Source organism: Nitrospirillum pindoramense, from assembly GCF_007827955.1.
Taxonomy (GTDB): Bacteria; Pseudomonadota; Alphaproteobacteria; order Azospirillales; family Azospirillaceae; genus Nitrospirillum; species Nitrospirillum amazonense_B.
Map to the genome: position 1 here is coordinate 120,042 of NZ_VITR01000002.1, position 21,862 is coordinate 141,903.

Below are 21,862 nucleotides of genomic sequence, written 5' to 3' on the forward strand. Positions count from 1 at the left end.
GCGCACGAAATGACTTGGCGCCCGGCCATAGCATGGCTGGTGCAGTCCCGCTTTTTCCGGTATAAGCTGCCACACAGGAGGAAATCCTTGCGCAGCCAGATCCGGCTTGGGAGGGGCGCGTGGTGGGGATCCTTCTTGCGACCGGTGCCCCCGGCCAAGCACTTTATCGACTACATTCGAGTTCAAATCACATGTATGAGCGCCGTTCTCCGCAGAGCCCGCAGATCACCCGCCGGGGCGTCAACGCCACCGTCAAATGGTACAACCCCACGAAAGGTTTTGGTTTCGTGACCCTGTCCGACGGGTCGCCGGACGCCTTCTTGCACGCCTCCGTCGTGCAGGCCTTCGGCCACGACAGCTTGGCGGACGGCACCACCATCAATTGCGACCTGTCCCAGGGCCAGAAGGGTCCGCAGGTTGCCGCCATCCACAGCGTGGATGAGTCCACCGCCACCCCGGGCGGCGGCGGAATGGGCGGCGGCATGGGCGGCGGCATGGGCGGCGGTCGCCGCGACAGCTTCGGTGGTGGCGCCCCGCGTCGCGCCGGCGGCTGGGAAGCCAGCGGCCCGACCGAGACGGTCGAGGGCACTGTGAAGTTCTACAGCGCCGACAAGGGCTTCGGCTTCGTGACCCCCGATGGCGGCGGGAAGGACGTGTTCGTCCACATCACCGCGCTGGAGCGTTCGGGCGTTCGCGCCCTGGCGCCGGAGCAGCGGGTTCGCCTGACGACCAGCATGGGTCAGAAGGGTCCGCAGGCCAACCGCGTGGAAGTCCTCTGATCCGTCGGATTTGAGGAAGGGAAGGAACGGCGCCGGGGGCTCCTGGCGCCGGCTTTCCTGTTTACCTAAGTAAGTTGCTTCGTCCTCGACCCGCTGGTGCCTGATGGCGACGCCCCTCCGGGGGAACGATCCGGGTGCCGGCGTTGGGGAGCTTTATTTGCGGGCCGGAGACACGGAACGCGCCGTCCACCAGGGCGGCGCGTTTTGTCTTTTGCACATGGTAGCGCTAGCAGGACAACGCCCGGGATAGGCGGCCCGCTGCGCGGCCGTTCCCCTGTTCCCCGGCCGCTAGCGCCATGTCATTGTTGCGACATGCACCAGACCGCCCGGCAGACCGCCCCCGCCCGTCCCCACCGTTCCATCCTGGGCCTTGCGCTGGCCCCGGTCCTGCTGGCCGCATCCCTGGCCCTGGCGCCGCTGGCCGCCAGCGGCCCGGCGCACGCTCAGGGCGGCGATCCGGAACTGTCATCCCCGTTCGCACTCCGGCCGCTGGTGCGCACCAAGTCCGACATGGTGGTGGCGGCCAACCCGCTGGCGGTGGAAGCGGGGCACGCCATGCTGCGCCAGGGCGGCAGCGCCGTGGATGCCGCCATCGCCGTGCAACTGGTGCTGGGCCTGGTGGAACCCCAGTCCTCCGGCCTGGGCGGCGGCGGCTACATGCTGATCTGGGACCCGAAGGCCAAGAAGCTGGTCTCGCTGGATGGGCGGGAAACCGCGCCGGCGGGCGCCCTGCCCGACCGCTTCGTGGGCGGCGACGGCCGCCCCATGCCCCTGATGCGCGCCTTCGACGGCGGCCGCGCGGTGGGCACCCCCGGCATCCCCGCCCTGCTGGCGGAGGCGCACAAGCGCTATGGCAAGCTGCCTTGGGCCACGCTGTTCCAGCCCGCCCTCCAATTGGCCCGCGACGGCTTCGTGGTCAGCCCGCGCCTGGCCTTGCTGCTGAAAGGACTGACACCGCAGTTGAAGGACCGGCCGGACATGGTGGCCCTGTTCTTCCACACCGGGCCGGATGGCAGCCTGACGCCCCTGCAGGCGGGAGAGACCTTCCGCAACCCGGCCATGGCCCATACGCTGGAGGTGCTGGCGGCACAGGGCCCCGATGCTTACTACCACGGCATCCTGGGCCAGGACCTGGCCAAGCATCTGGCCGACAGCGCCTTGCCAGCCAACACCCCGGGGGGGGCTCCGGCCCTGGTCACCGCCCAGGATCTGGCCGCCTACAAGGTGGAGGAGCGCGCCCCCCTCTGCACGCCCTACCGCCAGTGGAAGGTGTGCAGCATGGGGCCTAGCAGTTCCGGCGGCATCGCCATCGTGGAGATGCTGGGCCTGCTGGAACATTTCGACATGAAGGGCCTGGGCAAGGACTCGCCCACCGCCTGGCACCTGATGGTGGAGGCCAGCCGCCTGGCCTATGCCGACCGCGACCTCTATGTCGGCGACCCGGCGTTCGTCACCGTGCCCAAGGGTCTGCTGGACAAAGGCTATCTGGCCGACCGCGCCAAGCTGATCGACCCGGCGCACGCCGCCCAGGGCCCCGTGGCCGCCGGCGTGCCGCCGCAGAAGCAGGGCGCGCTGTACGGCCCCGGATGGCAGGCCGACATCCCCTCGACCTCGCACATGTCGCTGATGGACGGCAGCGGCATGGCCGTGTCCTTCACCACCTCGGTGGAGTTCGCCTTCGGCTCGGGCATGGCGGTGGACGGCTATGTGCTTAACAACCAGCTTACCGACTTCTCCTTCATCCCGACCAGCCCCGGCACCGGTCTGCCCGTGGCCAACGCCGTGGCGGCGGGCAAGCGCCCCCGATCCTCCATGGCGCCCACCATCGTCTTCGACCAGGCGGGCAAGCCCGTGCTGGTGGTGGGCTCGCCCGGCGGGCCGGCCATCATCGGCTATGTCGCGGAAACCATCATCGCGGCGCTGGACTGGGGCCTGGACGCGCAGGAGGCCGTCAGCCTGCCGCGCATCGTCAACCGCAACGGCACCACCGCGCTGGAGAACGGCCCCTGGGCTCCGCCCCTGAAGGCCGGGCTGGAGGCGTTGGGCCAGACGGTGGAACTGAAGTCCATGCCCAGCGGCCTGCACGTCATCAAACACACCGCCACCGGCCTGGAGGGCGGAGTCGACCCCCGCCGCGAGGGATTGGCAGCGGGGGACTGAAGCGCCGCCGCCATTTTCACCTTTTGATTAGGCCGCGACTGTGGCCACCGAAGCGAGTACCGAAGGGCGGAGCGAGGACAAGGCAAGCGGGCGCATGCCCGCGCCCGCCGCCTGAAGGAACCTGCATTAAGTCTCACGCCGCCGTGCGGGCGGCCTGGGCCATGATGTCGTTGGCGGTGGGCACGCGGCCCATGCCGGACTTCGCACGCTTGGCCGCCATGGGCAGGATGGGGGCGGTGACGGTTCCGCCTTCGGCCGCCCGGCGCACGCTGCGCGCCACCTTGCTGTAGGCGCCCGTCTCGATCTGGCGGATGCGTTCCTTGCTGACGCCGTAATGCTGGGCCAGCCGTTCCAGCGTCACCGGCTCTTCCGCCAGGTTGCGAGAGATGAAGATGTGGCGCTCACGGTCGCCCAGGGCCTTCAGCGCGTCCAGCATCAGGCCCTTGCGCTGGCTCAGCTCGCTGCCCTCGGCCAGGCGGCTTTCCACGGACTCGGTATCATCGGCCAACAGGTCCATGGCTTCCTGCTCGCCCTCGTCGCCCATGGCGACGTTCAGGGAGGCGACAGGGGTGGCGAAGCGGTGCTCCATCTCCCGCACCTCCTCCACCGTGGCGTCCATCTCCACCGCGATGCGCTCCGCCTCCTCGTCCGTCATCATGCGGTCGTGGATGCCCAGGCGGCGCTGGGCCTGGCGCAGGTTGAAGAACAGGCGCTTCAGTGCGGCGGTGTTGCCACCCTTCAGCATGGACCAGTTGTGCAGGACATAGGACTGGACCTCCGCCCGGATCCACCATAGCGCGTAGGTCGCCAGACGGAAGCCGCGCGCCGGGTCGAAGCGCTGCACCGCCTTGACCAGGCCGATGTTGGCTTCGGAGATCAGGTCGCCCACCGGCAGGCCGGAGCGGGCATAGCGCGAGGCGATCTTGATGGCCAGCCGCATATGGCTGTGTACCAGTTCGTCAGCGGCGCGCTGGTCTTGGCTGGTGGCCCAACGGTTGGCCAGCTCAAGCTCGCGCTCAGGCGACAGCATGGGGTAGCGGTTGGCCTGGGCCGTGTAGGCCCGCAGCAGGTCGACCGACTCAGAAGAGAATGAACCCATCGCCCGTCCCCTTTCAGTACCGTCCGGATGTGCATCGACGCCGGACTTGGCCCAGAATGCCGTGGCGCGGGGCGGCAAATCCGCCGCATCCCGTTCACCACGCTGTCATCTTTGGCCGGGACATCTAAAGATTGGGTTAACAGTCTTGAACAGTGGCGCGACATGCCCAATGCCCCCGTCAACCTCCCTGCGGGGACGGCGGTTCCACACCACAGGATGGACAGGCGGAAGCAGGCGCCAACCAAACCTTGCCCGGCGCGCGCCCCTACGGCAGCATCCGGGGATAAGCAATCACTAACCCCGGGGCAGGTCCTTGCGCCGCCGCCGGGGCACCTCGGGAGACATGAGATGAGTCACGCCACGGTCCTGGTGGAGGATGGGAACGGGGTGCGCACCCTGGTGCTGAACCGCCCGGAAAAGCGGAACGCCCTGACCGGCGCCATGTACACCGCCCTGGCCGATGCCTTGACCGGCGCCGCCACCGACGAGTCGGTGGGGGCGGTGCTGATCCAGGGATCGGGCGGCAGCTTCACCGCCGGCAACGATCTGGCGGACTTCCTGGCCGGCCCGGCGCTGACCGCCGACAATCCGGTGATGCGTTTCCTGCGCGCGCTCGCCACCTTCCCCAAGCCCGTGGTGGCGGCGGTGGAGGGCCACGCGGTGGGTATCGGCACCACCCTGCTGATGCACTGCGACCTGGTCTATGCCGCGCCCAGCGCCCATTTCGCCATGCCCTTCGTCAGCCTGGGCCTGGTGCCGGAGGCGGGGTCCAGCCTGCTGGCCGCCCGCCTGCTGGGCCATCCCAAGGCGGCCGCCATGCTGATGGCCGGCGAAGCGCTGGCGCCGGACGCGGCGGAGGCGGCGGGCCTGATCAACGCCGTCATCCCCACCGACACGCTGTATGAACATGCCGCCGCCAAGGCGGCGGCGCTGGCGGCGAAGCCCCGGGCGGCAATGGCCCAGACCAAGGCCCTGATGCGCCATGACACGCCCCAGGTGTTGGAAACCATGGCGCGGGAAGCCGTGCTGTTCAGCCAGGCGCTGGCCAGCCCCGAGGCCAAGGCCGCCTTCCAGGCCTTCCTGTCCAAGGGCAAGGCCTGAACGCCGGATGGGGCCTATCCCGCCGGCCGGCGCGGGTGGGCCCTTCCCCCAAGGGCATCGGGCGGCCAGAAAGACAAAAGCCGCGTCCGGTGATCCGTCGCGGCTTCAAGCTGCTGATTCCAAATCTGGATTTTCTGGTGAAGGATGGTGGGCGCGACAGGGATTGAACCTGTGACCCCTACCATGTCAAGGTAGTGCTCTCCCGCTGAGCTACGCGCCCATCCTTCGAAATCCGCCGATTTTTGCGGGGCCCCGTTGCCGGGGTCATCGGCGTGGGCGGGTGTGTAGCATCGCCCGAACCGGCTGGCAACCCTTCTGTTTCATCAAACCGAAAATTTTCTTCCCCACTCGGCGGGACTCTACGCGGAGCCTGTTTTCCGGAACGGCATTGTGGAGAGTGGCCTCACCCGGGCAGGCCGAGGGGGGGCCCCCGGGCGATGCGCCGCCTGACAATGCGCCGCCTGGGGGCGGCCACCATAAAGAAGGCCAACCAGAGCCAGCCACGGTATCGAGGGATGGAAAGACGACTCGTTGAGAGTCAGCCTGGAACCGCTTCGTCAAGGCGCGGCGCCGGAGATGATTCCGGGCCCGGAAATAAAGAAGGGCCGCGCCTATCGGCACGGCCCTGAGTTTAGGGAGGAAACGCCCAAGAAGTGCGTTACGACAGAACCGCGATCGCGGCCATGTCGCACTGCACAATATGCCGATCGAAGCCCGGTTGATCAAGCGGAAAATGAAGGCCGGTGGAAGAATCTTGATTATTCAGGCTATTGCGTCTGGTGGACGAAGAGCGGCCCACCTCAACCGTTGTGCGACGCAACACGTTGATTCAAGAGAAGTTCGTGTAATTGCGTTACATCGGACGGGCAGCCCCCACCCCAAATTTCCTGCACCAACGATATTGACAGCGCTGTCGCCGCCACGTTCTAAGACGGGGGTGGAAATCGTGCGGGCAGGATGTGGTCCGCCCGCCCGCGCCTTCCTCTTGGGGAACGGTGCGCGCGCTCACCGTCACCGCTGACAAGGTGATGGGAACAGGTGAACTGGGACGGAAACGGGAAAGGAAGGCGTCACCCATGCAGGGCCTCTCGCTCTTGGCGGATATCGGCGGCACCAACGCCCGCTTCGCCCTCTCCGAGTCCTCGGACGCGGCGTCCCATGACGCACATGCCGCCACCATCTCCGGCGTGCGCATCTTGCCCTGCGCCGACTACCCCTCGCTGGAGGCGGCGGCGGAGGCCTACCTGGCACTGGAGGCCCCGGGCGTGCGGCCCAAGCAGGCGGCCATCGCGCTGGCCGGCCCCGTCACCGGCGATCGCATCCGCATGACCAACCTGCCCTGGGAGTTTTCCATCGACGGGGTGCGCCGCTCGCTGTCGCTGGATCGGCTGGAAGTCATCAACGACTTCACGGCCGTGGCCCTGTCCATCCCCACCCTGGTGCCCGACGACCGGGTGCAGGTGGGCGACGGCGCCCCGGTGGCGGACGCGCCCATCGCCGTGCTGGGGCCCGGCAGCGGCCTCGGCGTCTCCGCCCTGGTCCCGCGCAAGCGCAGCAATGGCCAGCCGGGCTGGACAGCCCTGGCGACCGAGGGCGGCCATGTCACCATGGCCCCGATCAACGACCGCGAGTCGGCCATCCTGGCGGTGCTGCGCAAGCAGTTCGACCATGTGTCGGCGGAGCGCGTGCTGTCCGGCCCCGGCCTGGTCAACCTGTATGAGGCGGTGTGCCTGGCCGATGGCAAGGAGCCGGCGCGCCTGACCGCCGCCCAGGTCACGGCCGCCGGCACCCAGCACGCCGGCGACCCCGCCTGTATCGAGGCCCTGGACCTATTCTGCGGCATGCTGGGCACGGTGGCCGGCAACCTGGCCCTGTCCATCGGCGCGCGCGGCGGCGTCTATATCGCCGGCGGCATCGCCCCCCGCATCCTGCCCTTCTTCACCCACAGCCGCTTCCGCAAGCGCTTCGTGGAAAAGGGCCGCATGCGCGACTATCTGGGCCCCATCCCCACCTACGTGGTGACCCACCCGCTGCCCGCCTTCCTGGGCCTGACGGCAAAGCTGGACGGCTGATCGCCGGCCTCATCCCTGTCACGGCTAAACGAAACGGCGCCCCGCTGATCGGTGGCGCCGTTTTCTTGTGCTCACTCCGTCTCCGCATCCTCCGGCGGCGCCTCGCCCCAGCGGCGCAGGCGGCCGCTGTCGATGTCGAACAGGTCCAGGACGCGGCCGACGGTATGATCCACCAGATCGTCCACGCTGTCCGGCCGGATGTACATGGCCGGCACCGGCGGGGCGATGACGGCCCCCATCTCGGCCAGGGCCGTCAGGGTGCGCAGGTGCCCCAGGTGCAGCGGCGTCTCGCGCACCATCAGCACCAGGCGCCGCCGTTCCTTCAGCACGACGTCCGCCGCCCGGGTCAGCAGGGTGGACGTCACGCCGGTGGCGATCTCGCTCATGGTGCGGATGGAGCACGGCGCGATGACCATGCCCAGGGTGCGGAAGCTGCCGCTGGAGATGGCGGCGCCGACATTGGCGACGGCGTGGTTGACGTCCGCCATAGCCCGCACGTCGGCGGGCTTCAAGTCCGTCTCATGCGCCAGCGTCATCTCCGCCGACCGGCTCATCACCAGATGGGTTTCGATGGGCAGGGGGCGCAGCATTTCCAGCAGGCGGACGCCATAGAGCACGCCCGAGGCGCCACTGATGCCGACGATAAGGCGGGAGGGTGCGGTGGTCATGATACCTCTGTCCATGATCCCCGGGATCTAACGCCGCCCCGGCATGGCGTCCATCGGATTTGCGGTTGCCCGGTCCATGCCGTTGAGAACGGGCCGCCATTCTTTCCGTATCGTGAAGGGTCCTGTCGCGGCTGCGGTCTAAAAGCGGCGGCCGCATGGACCTATGTTCAGGAGCGGGCGGTTACCCACCGTCCCTGCCCCACGCCACCCACCCGGCACGCCCCCGATAGGAATGGGTTCCACCATGACCACCACCCCCGATCTTTTCGCGTCGACGCATATCGGCGCCATCCCCGCCGCCAACCGCATCGCCATGGCGCCCCTGACGCGCGCCCGCGCCGGCATGGACGGGGTTCATACCCCGCTGGCGGTGGATTACTACCGCCAGCGCGCCAGCGCCGGCCTGATCATCACCGAGGCCACCAACATCTCACGCCAGGGGCGCGGCTATGCCTACACCCCCGGCATCTACACGCCGGAACATGTGACGGCGTGGAAGGCGGTGACGGACGCCGTGCATCAAGCCGGCGGCCACATCGTACTGCAGCTTTGGCATGTGGGCCGCATCTCCCACACCAGCCTGCAGGAGGGCGGCGCCGCCCCGGTGGCCCCCAGCGCCCTGCAGGCGGGTGGTGAAACCTATGTCGAGGGCGGATTCGCCCAACCTTCCCTGCCCCGCGCGCTGGAAACGGAGGAGATCGCCGGCATCATCGCCGATTACCACCGCGCCGCCGAGAACGCCAAGGCCGCCGGCTTCGACGGGGTCGAGGTCCATTCCGCCAACAACTACCTGCTGGAGCAGTTCATCCGCGACAGCACCAACCACCGCACGGACCGCTATGGCGGGAGCGTGGAGAACCGCACCCGCCTGACGGTGGAGGTGGCCCAGGCCGTGGCCCAGGTGTGGGGGCCGGAGCGCGTGGGCCTGCGCCTGTCGCCCATAACCCAGGCGGCGGGCAACACCCCGCTGGACAGCGACCCCAACGGCACCTACGGCTTCCTGGCCGAACGCCTGGGCGAGATGAACCTGGCCTATCTGCATTGCGTGGAGGGGCAGACGCGCGGACCCAACGGCGCGCAGCATTTCGACTTCCAGTCCCTGCGCCGGAAGTTCGGCGGCGCCTACATCGCCAACAACGGCTATGACCGCGACCTGGCGGCCCGCGCCATCGCCGAGGGCCGCGCCGACATGGTGGCCTTCGGCCGCCCCTTCATCGCCAACCCCGACCTGGTCCACCGCCTGAAGACCGGCACGCCCCTGGCCCAGGCCCCGCAGGAGGCGTTCTACGGCGGTGGCGCCAAGGGCTACACCGACTGGCCCAACGCGGCGTGACGCCGGTTGCCTCAAACGCCGGCGGTCGCGGGCTAACACCGCCATGACATTTCATGCCGGTGGGGGGCGCCGGACGTTTGGGAAAAGAAAAGGGCGGCCTCTCGCGGGGCCGCCCTTTTCACGTCACTGGAACCGATCAGAGGATCACTCCTCGATCTCCTCCTCGTGCTCCTCATCCTCCAGGGCGGCCTGCTCGGCGGCCAGGGCGCGGTCCTCGGCCGTCTCCAGCAGGGTGGTGGTTTCCATCTCCGGTTCCGGCAGGCCACGGCGGGCGCGGGACAGGGCGGCTTCCAACTCACGCTGGCTGCACAGGCCCAGCAGCACCGGGCTGCGCGGCTTGATGTTGCTGGTGTTCCAGTGGGTCTTGTCGCGCACCGCGGCGATGGTCGGCTTGGTGGTGCCGATCAGGCGGGAAATGGCGGCGTCCGACAGTTCCGGATGGTTCTTCAGCAGCCAGGCGATGCCGTCGGGCTTGTCGCCACGCTTGGTCACCGGGGTGTAGCGCGGGCCCTTGGCACGCGCGATCGGCTGCGGCAGGTCGTGGATACGAATCTGCAGCTTCAGGTCCGGGTTCTTCTCGCAGCGCTCGATCTCGTCCTTGGTCAACTCGCCGTTGCCCACCGGATCGCGGCCGACCATGCCAATCGCCACCTCGCCATCGGCGATGGCCTGCACTTCCAGCGAGTGCATGCCGCAGAACTCGGCGATCTGCTCAAAGGACAGCGCGGTGTTCTCAACCAGCCAGACCGCGGTGGCCTTCGGCATCAAGGGCAGTGCCATGCTTCCTCCTAACCCGTGGCGGGGCGTCCCGCCAACACGCCTAAAACCCGTGAATACGGTAGCGAAAAGCAATATCCGCCCGTCGCGCGGGCTGAAGGCCCCACGCAGCCGGACGGAAAACTGTGACGCGTACACTTGCTATATAGAGGCACGCGGCGGGCGAGGCCACGCCTTTTTATAGGCCCGGCCCCTCTTGCCCTGGGTAGATCGCGGCCTTAAACGATCAAGACGATCTTGCCGACATGGCCGCTGCTTTCCATCAGCGCGTGCGCCGCCGCCGCCTCTTCCAAGGGGAAAGTCTTGTAGATCACCGGACGGACCTTCCCCTGCGCCAGCAGCGGCCACACCTTTTCCGCCAAGCTGGCGGCGATGGCGGCCTTCTCCTCCGCCGTGCGGGGCCGCAGGGTGGACCCGGTCAGGACCAGACGCTTGGTCATCACCGGCACCATGTTCAGGGTGACCTTGGCCCCGCGCAGGAAGGCGATGGTGACGTGACGGCCCTGGTCGGCCAGGGCGTCAATATTACGGGGCAGGTAATCGCCCCCCACCATGTCCAGGATGACGTCGATGCCCCGGCCACCCGTCGCCTCCTTCACCACGGCGACGAAATCCTCCGCCTTGTAGTCGATGCCGCGCTCGGCGCCGATCTCCTCACAGGCCTTGGCCTTGTCCGGCCCGCCGGCGGTGGCGAAGACGCGGGCACCGAAGGCCTTGGCCAACTGGATGGCCGTGGTGCCGATGCCGCTGGTGCCGCCATGGACCAGGAAACTTTCCCCCGCCGCCAGACGGCCGCGGTCGAAGACGTTGGTCCAGACGGTGAAGAAGGTTTCCGGCAGGGCGGCCGCCTCCACCATGCTGAATCCTTCCGGTACGGGCAGGCACTGGCCGGCCGGCGCCACGGCATGGTCGGCATAACCGCCCCCGTTCACCAGGGCGCAGACGGCATCGCCCACCGCCCAGCCCGTCACGCCCTCGCCCAGGGCCGCGACGGTGCCCGCGACCTCGAGCCCCGGCAGGTCGGAGGCGCCGGGCGGTGGCGGGTAGAGGCCCGCCCGCTGCAGGCAATCCGGCCGGTTGACACCGGCGGCGGCCACCTGGATCAGAACCTGGCCGGGGCCCGGCTGCGGCAGCGGCCGCTCGATGGGCTTCAGGACCTCAGGCCCGCCGGGTTCGGTGATGGCGATGGCGCGCATGGCTTCCAGATCTCCGTTCTTACATCCGGCGGGGGATGCCCCCTCGCCGCTTGGGGTCTTGCACCATGTAGGCCCCCGGCGGCACAGTGACAACCGACACGGCTGGAGGGCCAGCCCCTCCCCAGGACAAGGCAACCGCCCCATGGACACCGACGACATCGCCCCACCGCCGAGCCGCCCCAGCAGCTTCCTGGACATCGCCCGCCTGTCGGTGGGGGAACTGCGCGAATACCGCAACAGCCTGGAGGCGGAGATCGCGCGGGTGGACGACGCCATCAAGGCCAAACAGGCCTCGCTGAACGCCGCCGCCGCGTTTTTTAAGAGCTAGCGGCGGCCTGAGCTTTCGGATGCGGGCGCCCGGCGACTGAGGACTTTCCAAAAAATCAAACCGGAACGGCCTCGAAGGTCGCCGTGTCCAGGGTGAAGGTGCCGTCGGCCTCGATGGCGAAATGCCCGGTGACGGCGTCCGCCATGCGCCCCTGTAGGGAGCGGATGGCCGCCACATGGCTATCCGGTGGGGTCATGCGCGCGATCCAGCTGCCGAACTCCAGGCGCAGGCGCCGCTCCGTGACACCCGTGACGCGGAAGCCCGCCGCCCCCAGGGCCGCCCGCCATTCCGCCACCGCGTAATTGCGCACATGCGACGGGTCGCGCAGCAGCTCGATGCTTTGCAGGAAGGTGTCCAGCAGCGGCTGACCCGGCGTCACCACGTCCACGAAGACGGCGACGCCATTGGGCTTCACCACCCGCCGCGCCTCCCTCAGGCCCGCCGCCAGGTCCGGCCAATGGTGGGCGCTGTAACGGCTGACCACGGCGCAGAAGTGGGCGTCATCGGCCGGCACCGCGTCGGCCCGGCCCACCCGCGTCCCGATGTTGGCCAGGCCGCGCCGCTCCGCCTCCGTCGCCACGGCGGCCAGCATGTCGGGCGACAGGTCGCAGGCCACCACCTGGCCCACGTGGGGCGCCACGGTGAAGGCGACGTGCCCGCCGCCACAGCCCAAATCCAGGACGGTCTTGTAGCCCTTGCCCGCCACCAGGCCGGCCAGCTGCCGCAAATCCTCCCCCTGGGCGTGGACGGCGCTGGCGACATAGGCGGCGGCCTGCGGGCCGAACTGGCCGGCCACCAGCGATTCCTGGTCCCGCCCGCCAATCATTTGAGGCGCTTGCTGGGTGGTCATTCCCTATTCCCCTTCTTTTGAGACGACGCCGATGCGGCGTCGTGGGGCGGCAGGATGGCATCCGTTTAAACTGGTACCAGATCCAGGTTTATACTGGTATCAAACGCCACCACCCTATCCTCACCTTATCCTCAAAGGTCCACCCCATGGATGTCCTCGACACCTCGAAACGGCGGGAGATGGGGGAATTCGTACGGGCGCAGCGTGAGCGGCTGTCACCAGCGGCCCTGGGCCTGGCGCCCGGCCCCCGCCGCCGCACCCCGGGCCTGCGGCGGGAGGAGTTGGCGCAACTGAGCGGCGTCAGCGTCACCTGGTATACCTGGATCGAGCAGGGGCGCGACGTCTCCATCTCCCCCGCCGCGCTGACGCGTCTGGCCCAGGCGCTGCGCCTGTCGGCGGCGGAGCGGGCCTATCTGTTCGATCTGGCCGGCAAGCGCGACCCGGAAGGGGCCGCCGCCGGAGATGACACCCCAGTGCCGTCGGCGCTGGACGCCCTGGTGCGGAGCCTCCCCCACCCCGCCTATCTGCTGGACCGATGCTGGAATGCCCTGGCCTGGAACGCGGCGGCCGCCCGCCTGTTCACCGGCTGGCTGGTCCCGCCAGACCCGGGGACCGACCGCAACCAACTGCGCTATCTGTTCCTGAACCCTACCGCCCAGGCCCTGATCCCGGATTGGGTGGAGCGGGCGCGGCGGGTGGTGGCGGAGTTCCGGGTGGACTACAGCCACCACCTGGACGACCCCGGCATGCGGGCCCTGGTGGCGGACCTCAGCCAGCGCAGCCCCCTGTTCGCCGACCTCTGGCACACCCACGCCGTCACCGCCCGCGCCGGTGGCGAACGCGCCTTCCACCACCCGACCGACGGCCCCCTGCGCTATGAGCAGCTGACCTTCGCCCTGGCCGGGCAGACGGATGTGAAGCTGGTGACTTTGGTGCCCACCGGGACAGCCGCTGGGGCGCCAGCCGGTTGATCAGGCCGGCATTTGCCCCTTCACCCACAGCAGCGCCGCGACGCGCAGCGCGCTGGACAGGTTGCCGTCGCGGTTGCCGTCGATCTCCTCCACCAGGGCGTTGATCGACAGGCCGCGGGCCACGGCCATGTCCTTCAGCGTTTCCCAGAACGGTTCCTCCAGCGTCACGCTGGTGGGGTGGCCGGCGATCAGGACGGAACGCTTGCGCAGGGTCATGCGGTGGCTCGCTGATGCTCGGTCACGGCGTCGACCACGGCCCGGGTGAGGAAGGCCAGGTCATCGGCATCCATGGTAAAGGACGGGGTGAGGTAGACGATGCGGCCGAAGGGTCGCACCCAGACACCCCGGTCGATCAGGCGCCGCTTCAGGCCGTTCATGTCGGCGATGCGCTCCAGCTCCACCACGCCGATGGCGCCCAGGGTACGCACGTCGCGGACGCCGGGCAGGTCGCGGCAGGGCTCCAGCCCCGCCGCCAGCCCCTGGGAGATCGCGGCCACCTGGGCCAACCGGGGCTCGCTCTCGAACAGATCGAGGGAGGCGTTGGCGGCGGCGCAGGCGAGCGGGTTGGCCATGTAGGTGGGGCCGTGCATCAGGGCCGCCTGGGCGTTGTCCGACCAGAAGGCCTGGAAAACCCGATCGCTGGCCACGGTGGCGGCCAGGGCCATCGTGCCGCCGGTCAGGGCCTTGGACAGGGTGAGGATGTCCGGCACCACGCCGGCGGCTTCACACGCGACCATCGTGCCGGTGCGGCCGAAGCCGGTGAAAATCTCATCGAAGATCAGCAGCAGGCCGTGGCGGTCGGCGGCGGCGCGCAAGGTGCGCAGCACCTGGGCGTCATGGAACAGCATGCCGCCCGCCCCCTGCACCAGCGGTTCCACCAGGATGGCGGACAGGGTGGGGGCATGGGCGGCCAGGTCACGCTCAAACCGCGCCGTGCTCTCCTCATCCACCGGCAGGTCCAGGATGAGGTGTTCGGGCAGCAAGCCGGCGAACAGGCTGTGCATGCCCTCCTCCGGATCGCACACCGCCATGGTGGCGATGGTGTCGCCGTGATAGCCGCCGCGGAAAGCCGCCAGCTTGGTGCGGCCGGGCACGCCCCGGTTCAGCCAATACTGCGTCGCCATCTTCATGGCGATCTCGACGGAGACGGAGCCGCTGTCGCAGAAGAACACTCGGGTCAGGTCGCCGGGCAGCATCGCCGCCAGGCGGGCCGCCAGGGTGTAGGCCGGTTCATGCGCCAGGCCGCCGAACATGACGTGCGGCATGCGCGCCATCTGTTCGGCCACCTTTTCCCGGATGTGGGGGTGGTTGTAGCCGTGGCAGGCCGTCCACCAGCTGGCCACCCCATCCACCAGCTGCCGGCCATCGGCCAGGGTAAGGCGCACCCCTTCCGTCGCCACCACGGGCAGGGGCGGCAAGGCCGTCTTCATCTGGGTGTAGGGCAGCCAGATGTGCCGGCCGCCCTGTTCATACCAGTCGTTCCGGCTTTCATTCCGGACAGGAAACGATTCAGGACCGGCCATGATCAGTGGCCGCACGCCCCGGAGCAGCCCCCCTCGCCAGGGTGGGCATGGTCCTCGTCGGCATGGTCCTCGGGGGCGCAGCCCTCTTCCACCACGTCCATGGAGGTCATGCCCAGGCGGGCCAGCAACTGCTTGTCATGATCGGCCACCGGGTTGGCGGTGGTCAGCAGCTTCGGCCCGTAGAAGATGGAGTTGGCGCCGGCCAGGAAGCATAGGGCCTGGGTCTCGTCGCTCATGCCCTCGCGGCCGGCGGACAGGCGGACCATGGAGGCCGGCATGGTGATGCGGGCCACAGCGATGGTGCGCACGAACTCGATGGGGTCCAGGGCGGCCTCGCCATCCAGCGGCGTGCCGTCCACCTGCACCAGCATGTTGATGGGCACGCTCTCGGGGTGCTGCGGCAGGGTGGCCAGGGTGTGGATCATACCGACGCGGTCCGTCAGATCCTCGCCCATGCCAACGATGCCGCCGCAGCAGACGTTGATGCCGGCCTCGCGCACGTTGGCCAGGGTGTCCAGCCGGTCCTGATAGGTGCGGGTGGTGATGATGTTGCCGTAGAACTCGGGCGAGGTGTCGAGGTTGTGGTTGTAGTAGTCCAGCCCCGCCTCCTTCAGGCGCAGGGCCTGGCCGGAGTTCAGCATGCCCAGGGTGACGCAGGTCTCCATGCCCAGGGCCTTCACGCCCTCGACCATGGCGCAGACCGACTCCAGGTCCTGGTCCTTGGGGCTGCGCCAGGCGGCGCCCATGCAGAAGCGGCTGGCTCCCGCGTCCTTGGCGGCCTTGGCCTCCGCCAGCACCTTCTGGACCTCCATCAGCTTCGACGCCTTCAGGCCCGTCTCATGGTGCGCGCTCTGCGGACAGTAGGCGCAATCCTCGGGGCAGCCGCCGGTCTTGATGGACAGCAGGGTGGAAATCTGGACCTGGGTGGGATCGAAACGGCGGCGGTGGACGGCGGCCGCCCGGAACACCAGCTCGGTGAAGGGCAGGTCGAACAGCGCCTGAATCTCGGCGCGCGTCCAGTCGGTGCGCACGTCGTCGCTCTCCAGAACCGGGGTGCCCCTATTGTCTGTAAAGGCGGCGGCGGGGCGGCTGATGTCGATAGCGGTCACGGGTGCGTTTCCTTGGGGAATACCGGGGGCCGGGCCGAAGCTCAAGGCCTGCCCGCACCTAACGGCAGCGGCGGAGACCGGTCAAGAAAAACCGGGGCGGCGCCTGCTGCCGGGGGATCTCGGGGAAACTTGGTGAGAGCCGACATGCCGTGCGCGACAGATGATTGCGCGACAGCGCTAGACCAGCGCCTTGAACACCGTTTCAAGAATTGAGATCAGGATCTGGCCGACGATCTCGAACAGCCAGGACCAATTGTTCAGGCGGTCCGCCAACCGGGACTCTTCCTCAGCCAAAGGTGACCCCTTTTCACGCCCGCGCATCAAAACAGGGTGAGCAACAGACCAAGCGCATCCGTAGGCTGAGATGGACACGGAATTTGACGCCCGCAACCCAGGCGCCGCACTTTCGCACGCGTATCGCGGACTCTTGCGGCTAAGCTCCGGCCGACTTCTTCAATGAATGGCGCGCCCATGCAGTCCCTGACCGACTTCGCCGAGGCCAAGCTGGCCGAGATGGACGACGCCTCGCTGCGCCGCCGGCTGGTGGACAGCGACCGCAATGGCGAGGGCGGTCTGTGGATCACCCGTGGCGGCCGGCGCCTGCTGTCCTTCTCCTGCAACGACTACCTGAACCTGGCCCACGACCCCCGGGTGAAGGTGGCCGCGGTGGCGGCGGTGGAGCGGTACGGCGTGGGGGCCGCCGCCTCACGCCTCGTCACCGGCAACCACCCGCTCTACACCGTGCTGGAGCAGAAACTGGCCGCGCTGAAGGGGACGGAGGCGGCGTGCGTCTTCGGCTCCGGCTATCTCGCCAACGCCGGCATCATCCCCACCTTCGTGGGCCCTAAGGATCTGGTGGTGGTGGATGAACTGGCGCACGCCTGCATCTGGGCCGGCGCCAAGCTGTCCGGCGCCACGCTGCGCATCTTCCGCCATAACGATGTGGACCATGCCGCCCAGGTGCTGGGCACCTACCGGCCGCGCCATGGCCGCGCCCTGCTGGTGACGGATGGCGTCTTTTCCATGGACGGGGATCTGGCCCCCCTGCCCGCCCTGGCCAGCCTGTGCGCGCAGCATGACACCTGGCTGATGACCGACGACGCCCATGGCATCGGTGTGCTGGCCCAGGGCCGGGGTTCCAGCTTCGCCTTTGGCGACAAGCCGCTGGTGCCGCTGCAGATGGGCACCTTGAGCAAGGCGGTGGGCGGCTATGGCGGCTATCTCTGCGCGTCCCAGGCGGTTATCGACCTGGTGAAGACGCGCGCCCGTACCCTGATCTATTCCACCGGCCTGCCGCCCGCCACGGTGGCCGGCGCCATCGCGTCGCTGGACATCATCCAGGGTGACCCCGACCTGTGCGCCCTGCCCGTGGCCAAGGCCCGTCGGTTCACCGCCCTCTTGAACCTGCCCGCCGCCGAAAGCCCCATCGTGCCCATCGTGCTGGGCGGCGCCGAGGTGACCTTGCGGGCCCAGCGCCTGCTGGAGGAAGAGGGCCTGCTGGTCACCGCCATCCGCCCGCCCACCGTGCCGGCCGGTACCGCCCGTCTGCGCGTCACCTTCACCGCCCACACGCCGGATGCGGAGATCGAGCGCCTGGCCGGCCTGATCCGCGACCGCATCCTGCCGCTCAAAAGTGTCGAGAGCCCCGAATGACCGTCCCCGCCTTTTTCGTCACCGCCACCGGCACCGACATCGGCAAGACCTTCGTCACAGCCGGCCTGGTGCGCCGCCTGCGCGCCAAGGGCATCGCCGCCACCGCCCTGAAGCCCGTGGTCAGCGGCATCGATGTGGACGACGCCTCCAGCCTGGCCGCCAGCGACCCCGCGCAGTTGCTGGCCGCCATGGGCCGGCCGGTGACGCCAGCCGAGGTGGCGCGCATCAGCCCGCACCGCTACGCCGCGCCGCTCTCGCCCGACATGGCGGCGGCGCGCGAGGGCCGGCCCCTGGACGTGGACGGCATGATCGAATGGTGCCGGGAAAAGGCGGCCTTCGCCGCAGCGCCTTTGTTCGTGGAGGGTGTCGGCGGCGCCATGGTGCCGCTGGACGACAACCGCACGGTGCTGGACTGGATGGTGGCGCTGGACCTGCCCCTGCTGCTGGTCACCGGCAGCTATCTCGGCACCCTCAGCCACACCCTGACCGCCCTGGACGTGCTGGCCCGCCGGGGGTTGCGGGTCGCCGCCATCGCCGTCAGCGCCACCCCCGGCGCCACCGTGCCCCTGGCCGAGACGCTCACCACCCTCGCCCGCTTCGCCCCCGGCATCCCCCTGACGGCGATACCGAGGGTGGAACGGGTGGAAGAGGCTGACACGGCGTTCGACGCGCTGCTGGCGGCGCTGGGCCTGTAAAATCAGGCGCGCTTGCGGGCAGCGTCGCGCAAGGTCATGGAAGAGATATAGCCGGAACGGGTTTCACCCGCCGCTTTGGCCAGGACATCCAGGCGGCGCAGAATCCGGCGCGGCAAGGTGATGTTCACCCGCTCCACCTTGTCGTCCAGCACGGCGGGATCTACCTCGATCATGGCGAAGATCCAGCCGACATAGTCGGGGTTGGCCCGCAGCGCCTCCAGAGGGGAGGCCGATGGAACGGAGCCGCCTTCATCCAGGGTGGCGTCCAGCCAAGCGGCGGCCGCTTCCTCCGCCGCCTTCAGCGCCTCATCCAGCGTATCGCCAGCGGAGAAACAGCCCGGCAAATCGGGAACAACCACGCCATAGGCGGTGGCCTCGTCTCCCGGCTCAATTACTACGGGATACCGCATTCCGTCCTCCATCGCGCGCCCTCATAATCCCGCCTGCTTGCGGATGGCGGCGACCAAGCCCATGCCCAAATCCTTCTTGGGATGAGGGACCACCAGAGTACCGGGGCGATGCGGATGCTTGAAGACATGGTGCGAATCGCGCACACGATCCAGAATCCAACCTACCGCTTGAAGTTCCCGGATAAGGTCGACGCTTTTCATGTGTATGATACACACTGACCAGAGGGTAGGGCAAGGGAAACGCCAAAGAGGTTCAGCCTCAGCTCAGCGCCGTCTCCGCCCTGATCTCACGGATCAGGTTTTCCATGCGACGCAGCAGGGCCTCGGCCACCCTGAGCGGCACCACCACCACATCGTCCTCGGCGTCGAAACCGCCCTGGCGGCGGATGACGATTTCATCGCGGGGGTTGGCGTAGACCGCCACGGCGGTGGCCATGTCAGCCACGATGCTCGTCTGGTCCAGATGCCCCCATTGAAACGCGCCGGCCATATCGTCCTCCATCGCTGACATTGCGAAAGAACAAACTAGGAACGATCAAGGCACAGAACAGGAATTCAGGCAAGGGGAATTTTGTGTCCCCTTGCCCGCATCTCTGGATCAGCTGGGATGGATCATGTCCTCCGGCCTCACCCAGGCGTCGAACTCCGCCTCGGTCAGGAAGCCCAGGGCCAGGCCGGCGGCCTTCAAGGTGGTGCCCTCGGCGTGGGCCTTCTTGGCGATCTTGGCCGCCTTGTCATAGCCGATGTGCGGGTTCAGGGCGGTCACCAGCATCAGGCTTTCATGCAGCGACTTGGCGATGCGGTCCTCGTTGGCCGTGATGCCCACCACGCAATTGTCGGTGAAACTGACGGCGGCGTCGGCCAGCAGGCGGATGGACTCCGCCACGTTGTGGATGATGACGGGCTTGAAGACGTTCAGCTCGAAATGGCCGGTGGCGCCCGCGATGGTGACGGTGGTGTGGTTGCCCATCACCTGGGCGCACACCATGGTCATGGCCTCCGACTGCGTCGGGTTCACCTTGCCCGGCATGATGGAACTGCCGGGCTCGTTCTCCGGCAGGCTCAACTCACCGATGCCGCAGCGCGGGCCGGAGCCCAGCAGGCGGATGTCGTTCGCCACCTTCATGAGCGACACCGCCAGCGTGTTCAGCACGCCCGACACCTCCACCAGGCTGTCGTGGGTCGCCAGCGCCTCGAACTTGTTGGGGGCGGTGACGAAGGGCAGGCCGGTGAGGTCCGCCACCTCGGCGGCGAAGGCGGCGTCGAAGCCCTTCCGAGCGTTCAGGCCGGTGCCCACGGCCGTGCCGCCCTGGGCCAGGCGCAGCAGCGCCGGCAGCGCCGCCTTCACCCGTTCCACCCCATAGGCCAGCTGCTGGGCGTAGCCGGAGAATTCCTGGCCCAGGGTCAAGGGCGTGGCGTCCTGCAGGTGGGTGCGGCCGATCTTGACGATGGCCTTGAACGCGTCGGCCTTGGCGGCCAGGGCGTCGCGCAGATGCTCCAGCGCTGGCACCAGGGTGCGGTGCAGTTCGACCGCCGCGGCGATGTGCATGGCGGTGGGGAAGCTGTCGTTGGATGACTGGCCCCGGTTCACATGGTCGTTGGGATGCACCGGCTTTTTCGAGCCCATCTCCCCGCCCAGCAATTCGATGGCGCGGTTGGAGATGACCTCGTTGGCGTTCATGTTGCTCTGGGTGCCGGAGCCGGTCTGCCAGACCACCAGGGGGAAGTGGTCGTCCCACGTGCCGGCCGCCACCTCCGCCGCCGCCTGGATGATGGCGCGGCCCAGCGCCTCATCCAGTTCGCCCAGCTTCACGTTCGCCTGGGCCGCCGCCTGCTTCTGGATGCCCAGGGCGTGGATCAGGGCCGGGGGCATGCGATGCCCCCCGATCTTGAAGTTGCCCAGGGATCGCTGGGTCTGGGCGCCCCAGTAGCGGTCGGCGGGAACCTCCAGCGGGCCGAAGCTGTCGGTTTCGGTGCGGAAACCTTGGGGCGATGGGGCGGTCATGGGATTGATCCTCCAGGCTGTGGGACGCCGAGCTTACCCCGGCGCCCGATGTCAGCGCTTGTCGAGGATGTTGCCTATGGCGCCGAACACACCCCCCTCCTCCCGGGTTCCCACCAGGGAAGAGGCCAGCATGCGGCCGGCCAGGCGCGAGAAGGGCAGGCTTTGCAGCCATATCTTACCGGGGCCGCGCAGGCGGGCGAAGAACAGCCCCTCGCCGCCGAACAGCATGGACTTGATGCCGCCCACCTGTTCCACGTCGAAGTCGATGTCGGCGGTCATGGCGGCCAGGCAGCCCGTGTCCACATGGATGACCTCGCCGGGGGCCAGCGTGCGCTCCACCAGGGTGCCGCCCATATGGATGAAGACGATGCCGTCGCCCTCCAGCTTCTGCATGATGAAGCCGTCGCCGCCGAAAAGGCCGGTCAGGATGCGGCGCTGGAAATAGATGCCGATGGCGACACCGCGCGCCGCCGCCAGGAAACTGTCCTTGTGGCAAATCAGGCGCCCGCCGTAGTCCGACAGCTTCAGGGCCGAGATGGTGCCGGGATAGGGGGCGGAGAAGGCCACCGTGCCCGGCCCCGCGCCGCGCTGGGTGAAAACGGTGGTGAACAGGGTGGAACCGGAGAGCACGCGCTTGCCCGCCCCCCACAGCTGGTCCAGGACGCTGCCGCCATCGCGGGCGGAGCCATCGCCGAAGATGGTGGCCATCTCGACACTGGCGTCCTTGTACAGCAGGGCGCCCGCCTCGGCGATGGCGCTGTCGCCGGGCGCCAGGGTCACCGCCACATACTGCATCTCATGGCCATGGATGGTGTAGTCCAGGGCGCTGGCCGGACCCGGCGGGGCCGCGGCGAAGGGGTTGCCGCCCCCGGTGAAGGCGCCCCAGATGCCGCCGCCACCCGGCGGGGGCGGCGGGGGAGATGAAGCGGTGCCGCCATAAAGCTCCGCTACCTGGCCCACGGGCAGCCAGTCGACGAAGCCCTCCCGCCAGCAATGGGCGCCTGGATTGGCGCGGGCGAAATTGCGCGCCGCCGCGTCATCCAGTGGCCCCGCCTGCTGCTGACCGTTGTGGAAGAACCATTCCGCCATGGCGCCACGCCCTTTCCCTGTCCAACCGGGCCGTTCATGTCCCC

The 21,862-nt window shown here is 68.6% G+C and carries 22 protein-coding genes and 1 tRNA gene; 9 read left to right on the forward strand and 14 right to left on the reverse strand.

Features of this window, described 5'->3' with window-relative positions; translation table 11 throughout:
- Positions 1-191: 191 nt before the first annotated feature.
- Both FBZ90_RS03165 and ggt read left to right on the forward strand, forming a co-directional pair.
- Entirely contained in the window at positions 192-779 is a 588-nt protein-coding gene (locus FBZ90_RS03165) for a cold-shock protein (RefSeq protein ID WP_145729590.1), read from the forward strand.
- A 312-nt stretch (positions 780-1,091) separates the two neighbouring features.
- Entirely contained in the window at positions 1,092-2,939 is a 1,848-nt protein-coding gene (gene ggt / locus FBZ90_RS03170; RefSeq protein WP_246130130.1) for a gamma-glutamyltransferase, read from the forward strand.
- A 133-nt stretch (positions 2,940-3,072) separates the two neighbouring features.
- On the opposite strand, the gene FBZ90_RS03175 is transcribed toward ggt, so the two are convergent.
- Entirely contained in the window at positions 3,073-4,038 is a 966-nt protein-coding gene (locus FBZ90_RS03175; protein ID WP_145729591.1) for an RNA polymerase factor sigma-32, read from the reverse strand.
- A 348-nt stretch (positions 4,039-4,386) separates the two neighbouring features.
- On the opposite strand from FBZ90_RS03175, the gene FBZ90_RS03180 reads away from it, so the two are divergent.
- Positions 4,387-5,139, forward strand: coding sequence for an enoyl-CoA hydratase-related protein (locus FBZ90_RS03180; RefSeq protein WP_145729592.1), 753 nt, complete (start codon positions 4,387-4,389; stop codon positions 5,137-5,139).
- Between the two features lie 145 nt (positions 5,140-5,284).
- Here FBZ90_RS03180 and FBZ90_RS03185 read toward each other — a convergent pair.
- Positions 5,285-5,359: transfer RNA gene (locus FBZ90_RS03185), tRNA-Val, on the reverse strand.
- An 808-nt stretch (positions 5,360-6,167) separates the two neighbouring features.
- Between FBZ90_RS03185 and FBZ90_RS03190 the strand changes: the two genes are divergently transcribed.
- A complete protein-coding gene (locus FBZ90_RS03190; RefSeq protein WP_276509084.1) occupies positions 6,168-7,211 on the forward strand; it encodes a glucokinase in 1,044 nt (347 codons plus the stop codon).
- A 71-nt stretch (positions 7,212-7,282) separates the two neighbouring features.
- Here FBZ90_RS03190 and FBZ90_RS03195 read toward each other — a convergent pair whose 3' ends face one another.
- Entirely contained in the window at positions 7,283-7,879 is a 597-nt protein-coding gene (locus FBZ90_RS03195) for a UbiX family flavin prenyltransferase (protein WP_145729594.1), read from the reverse strand.
- 244 nt (positions 7,880-8,123) lie between these two features.
- On the opposite strand from FBZ90_RS03195, the gene FBZ90_RS03200 reads away from it, so the two are divergent.
- On the forward strand, positions 8,124-9,212 hold the full coding sequence (locus FBZ90_RS03200; protein ID WP_145729595.1) for an alkene reductase: 1,089 nt from the start codon (positions 8,124-8,126) through the stop codon (positions 9,210-9,212).
- Positions 9,213-9,356: 144 nt separating this feature from the next.
- Here FBZ90_RS03200 and FBZ90_RS03205 read toward each other — a convergent pair whose 3' ends face one another.
- Together FBZ90_RS03205 and FBZ90_RS03210 are read right to left on the reverse strand one after the other, a co-directional pair.
- Entirely contained in the window at positions 9,357-9,992 is a 636-nt protein-coding gene (locus tag FBZ90_RS03205; protein WP_145729596.1) for a DUF1013 domain-containing protein, read from the reverse strand.
- Between the two features lie 215 nt (positions 9,993-10,207).
- Positions 10,208-11,185, reverse strand: coding sequence for an NAD(P)H-quinone oxidoreductase (locus tag FBZ90_RS03210; RefSeq protein WP_145729597.1), 978 nt, complete (start codon positions 11,183-11,185; stop codon positions 10,208-10,210).
- A gap of 142 nt (positions 11,186-11,327) precedes the next feature.
- On the opposite strand from FBZ90_RS03210, the gene FBZ90_RS03215 reads away from it, so the two are divergent.
- A complete protein-coding gene (locus FBZ90_RS03215; RefSeq protein WP_040847295.1) occupies positions 11,328-11,513 on the forward strand; it encodes a DUF1192 domain-containing protein in 186 nt (61 codons plus the stop codon).
- Positions 11,514-11,568: 55 nt separating this feature from the next.
- Here FBZ90_RS03215 and FBZ90_RS03220 read toward each other — a convergent pair whose 3' ends face one another.
- Positions 11,569-12,363, reverse strand: a complete 795-nt coding sequence (locus tag FBZ90_RS03220; protein ID WP_145729598.1) for a class I SAM-dependent methyltransferase — start codon at positions 12,361-12,363, stop codon at positions 11,569-11,571.
- A 146-nt stretch (positions 12,364-12,509) separates the two neighbouring features.
- Here FBZ90_RS03220 and FBZ90_RS03225 point away from each other — a divergent pair, with 146 nt between their 5' ends.
- On the forward strand, positions 12,510-13,334 hold the full coding sequence (locus FBZ90_RS03225) for a helix-turn-helix transcriptional regulator (RefSeq protein ID WP_145729599.1): 825 nt from the start codon (positions 12,510-12,512) through the stop codon (positions 13,332-13,334).
- Here the strand turns inward: FBZ90_RS03225 and FBZ90_RS03230 are convergent, their stop codons facing one another.
- Genes FBZ90_RS03230 through bioB form a run of 3 tightly spaced genes read right to left on the reverse strand, consistent with a single transcriptional unit; the run spans position 13,335 to position 15,966 of the window.
- Positions 13,335-13,550, reverse strand: coding sequence for a ribbon-helix-helix domain-containing protein (locus tag FBZ90_RS03230; RefSeq protein ID WP_145729600.1), 216 nt, complete (start codon positions 13,548-13,550; stop codon positions 13,335-13,337).
- On the reverse strand, positions 13,547-14,857 hold the full coding sequence (locus tag FBZ90_RS03235) for an adenosylmethionine--8-amino-7-oxononanoate transaminase (RefSeq protein WP_145729601.1): 1,311 nt from the start codon (positions 14,855-14,857) through the stop codon (positions 13,547-13,549). The genes FBZ90_RS03230 and FBZ90_RS03235 overlap by 4 nt, the downstream gene beginning before the upstream one ends.
- Before the next feature lie 2 nt (positions 14,858-14,859).
- Entirely contained in the window at positions 14,860-15,966 is a 1,107-nt protein-coding gene (bioB, locus tag FBZ90_RS03240) for a biotin synthase BioB (protein WP_420872580.1), read from the reverse strand.
- Between the two features lie 471 nt (positions 15,967-16,437).
- Here bioB and FBZ90_RS03245 point away from each other — a divergent pair, with 471 nt between their 5' ends.
- The gene (locus FBZ90_RS03245; RefSeq protein ID WP_145729602.1) at positions 16,438-17,619 is read left to right on the forward strand and encodes an aminotransferase class I/II-fold pyridoxal phosphate-dependent enzyme; all 1,182 of its coding nucleotides are present in this window, start codon (positions 16,438-16,440) and stop codon (positions 17,617-17,619) included.
- Entirely contained in the window at positions 17,616-18,314 is a 699-nt protein-coding gene (gene bioD, locus FBZ90_RS03250; RefSeq protein WP_145729603.1) for a dethiobiotin synthase, read from the forward strand. The genes FBZ90_RS03245 and bioD overlap by 4 nt, the downstream gene beginning before the upstream one ends.
- Positions 18,315-18,316: 2 nt before the next feature.
- On the opposite strand, the gene FBZ90_RS03255 is transcribed toward bioD, so the two are convergent.
- The 5 genes from FBZ90_RS03255 to FBZ90_RS03275 all read right to left on the reverse strand — a co-directional run bounded on the left by FBZ90_RS03255 (position 18,317) and on the right by FBZ90_RS03275 (position 21,818).
- Positions 18,317-18,724, reverse strand: coding sequence for a type II toxin-antitoxin system HicB family antitoxin (locus FBZ90_RS03255; RefSeq protein ID WP_145729604.1), 408 nt, complete (start codon positions 18,722-18,724; stop codon positions 18,317-18,319).
- Between the two features lie 21 nt (positions 18,725-18,745).
- Positions 18,746-18,925 (reverse strand): type II toxin-antitoxin system HicA family toxin, encoded by a 180-nt coding sequence (locus tag FBZ90_RS03260; RefSeq protein WP_145729605.1) that lies wholly within the window; start codon positions 18,923-18,925, stop codon positions 18,746-18,748.
- 58 nt (positions 18,926-18,983) lie between these two features.
- Positions 18,984-19,214 carry a hypothetical protein gene (locus FBZ90_RS03265; protein ID WP_145729606.1) on the reverse strand — a complete coding sequence of 77 codons (231 nt, stop codon included), beginning with the start codon at positions 19,212-19,214 and terminating at the stop codon, positions 18,984-18,986.
- 108 nt (positions 19,215-19,322) lie between these two features.
- Positions 19,323-20,729: a class II fumarate hydratase gene (gene fumC / locus FBZ90_RS03270; RefSeq protein WP_145729607.1), complete on the reverse strand. Its 1,407-nt coding sequence runs from the start codon at positions 20,727-20,729 to the stop codon at positions 19,323-19,325.
- Positions 20,730-20,780: 51 nt separating this feature from the next.
- On the reverse strand, positions 20,781-21,818 hold the full coding sequence (locus FBZ90_RS03275; protein ID WP_145729608.1) for a TIGR00266 family protein: 1,038 nt from the start codon (positions 21,816-21,818) through the stop codon (positions 20,781-20,783).
- Between the last annotated feature and the right edge of the window lie 44 nt (positions 21,819-21,862).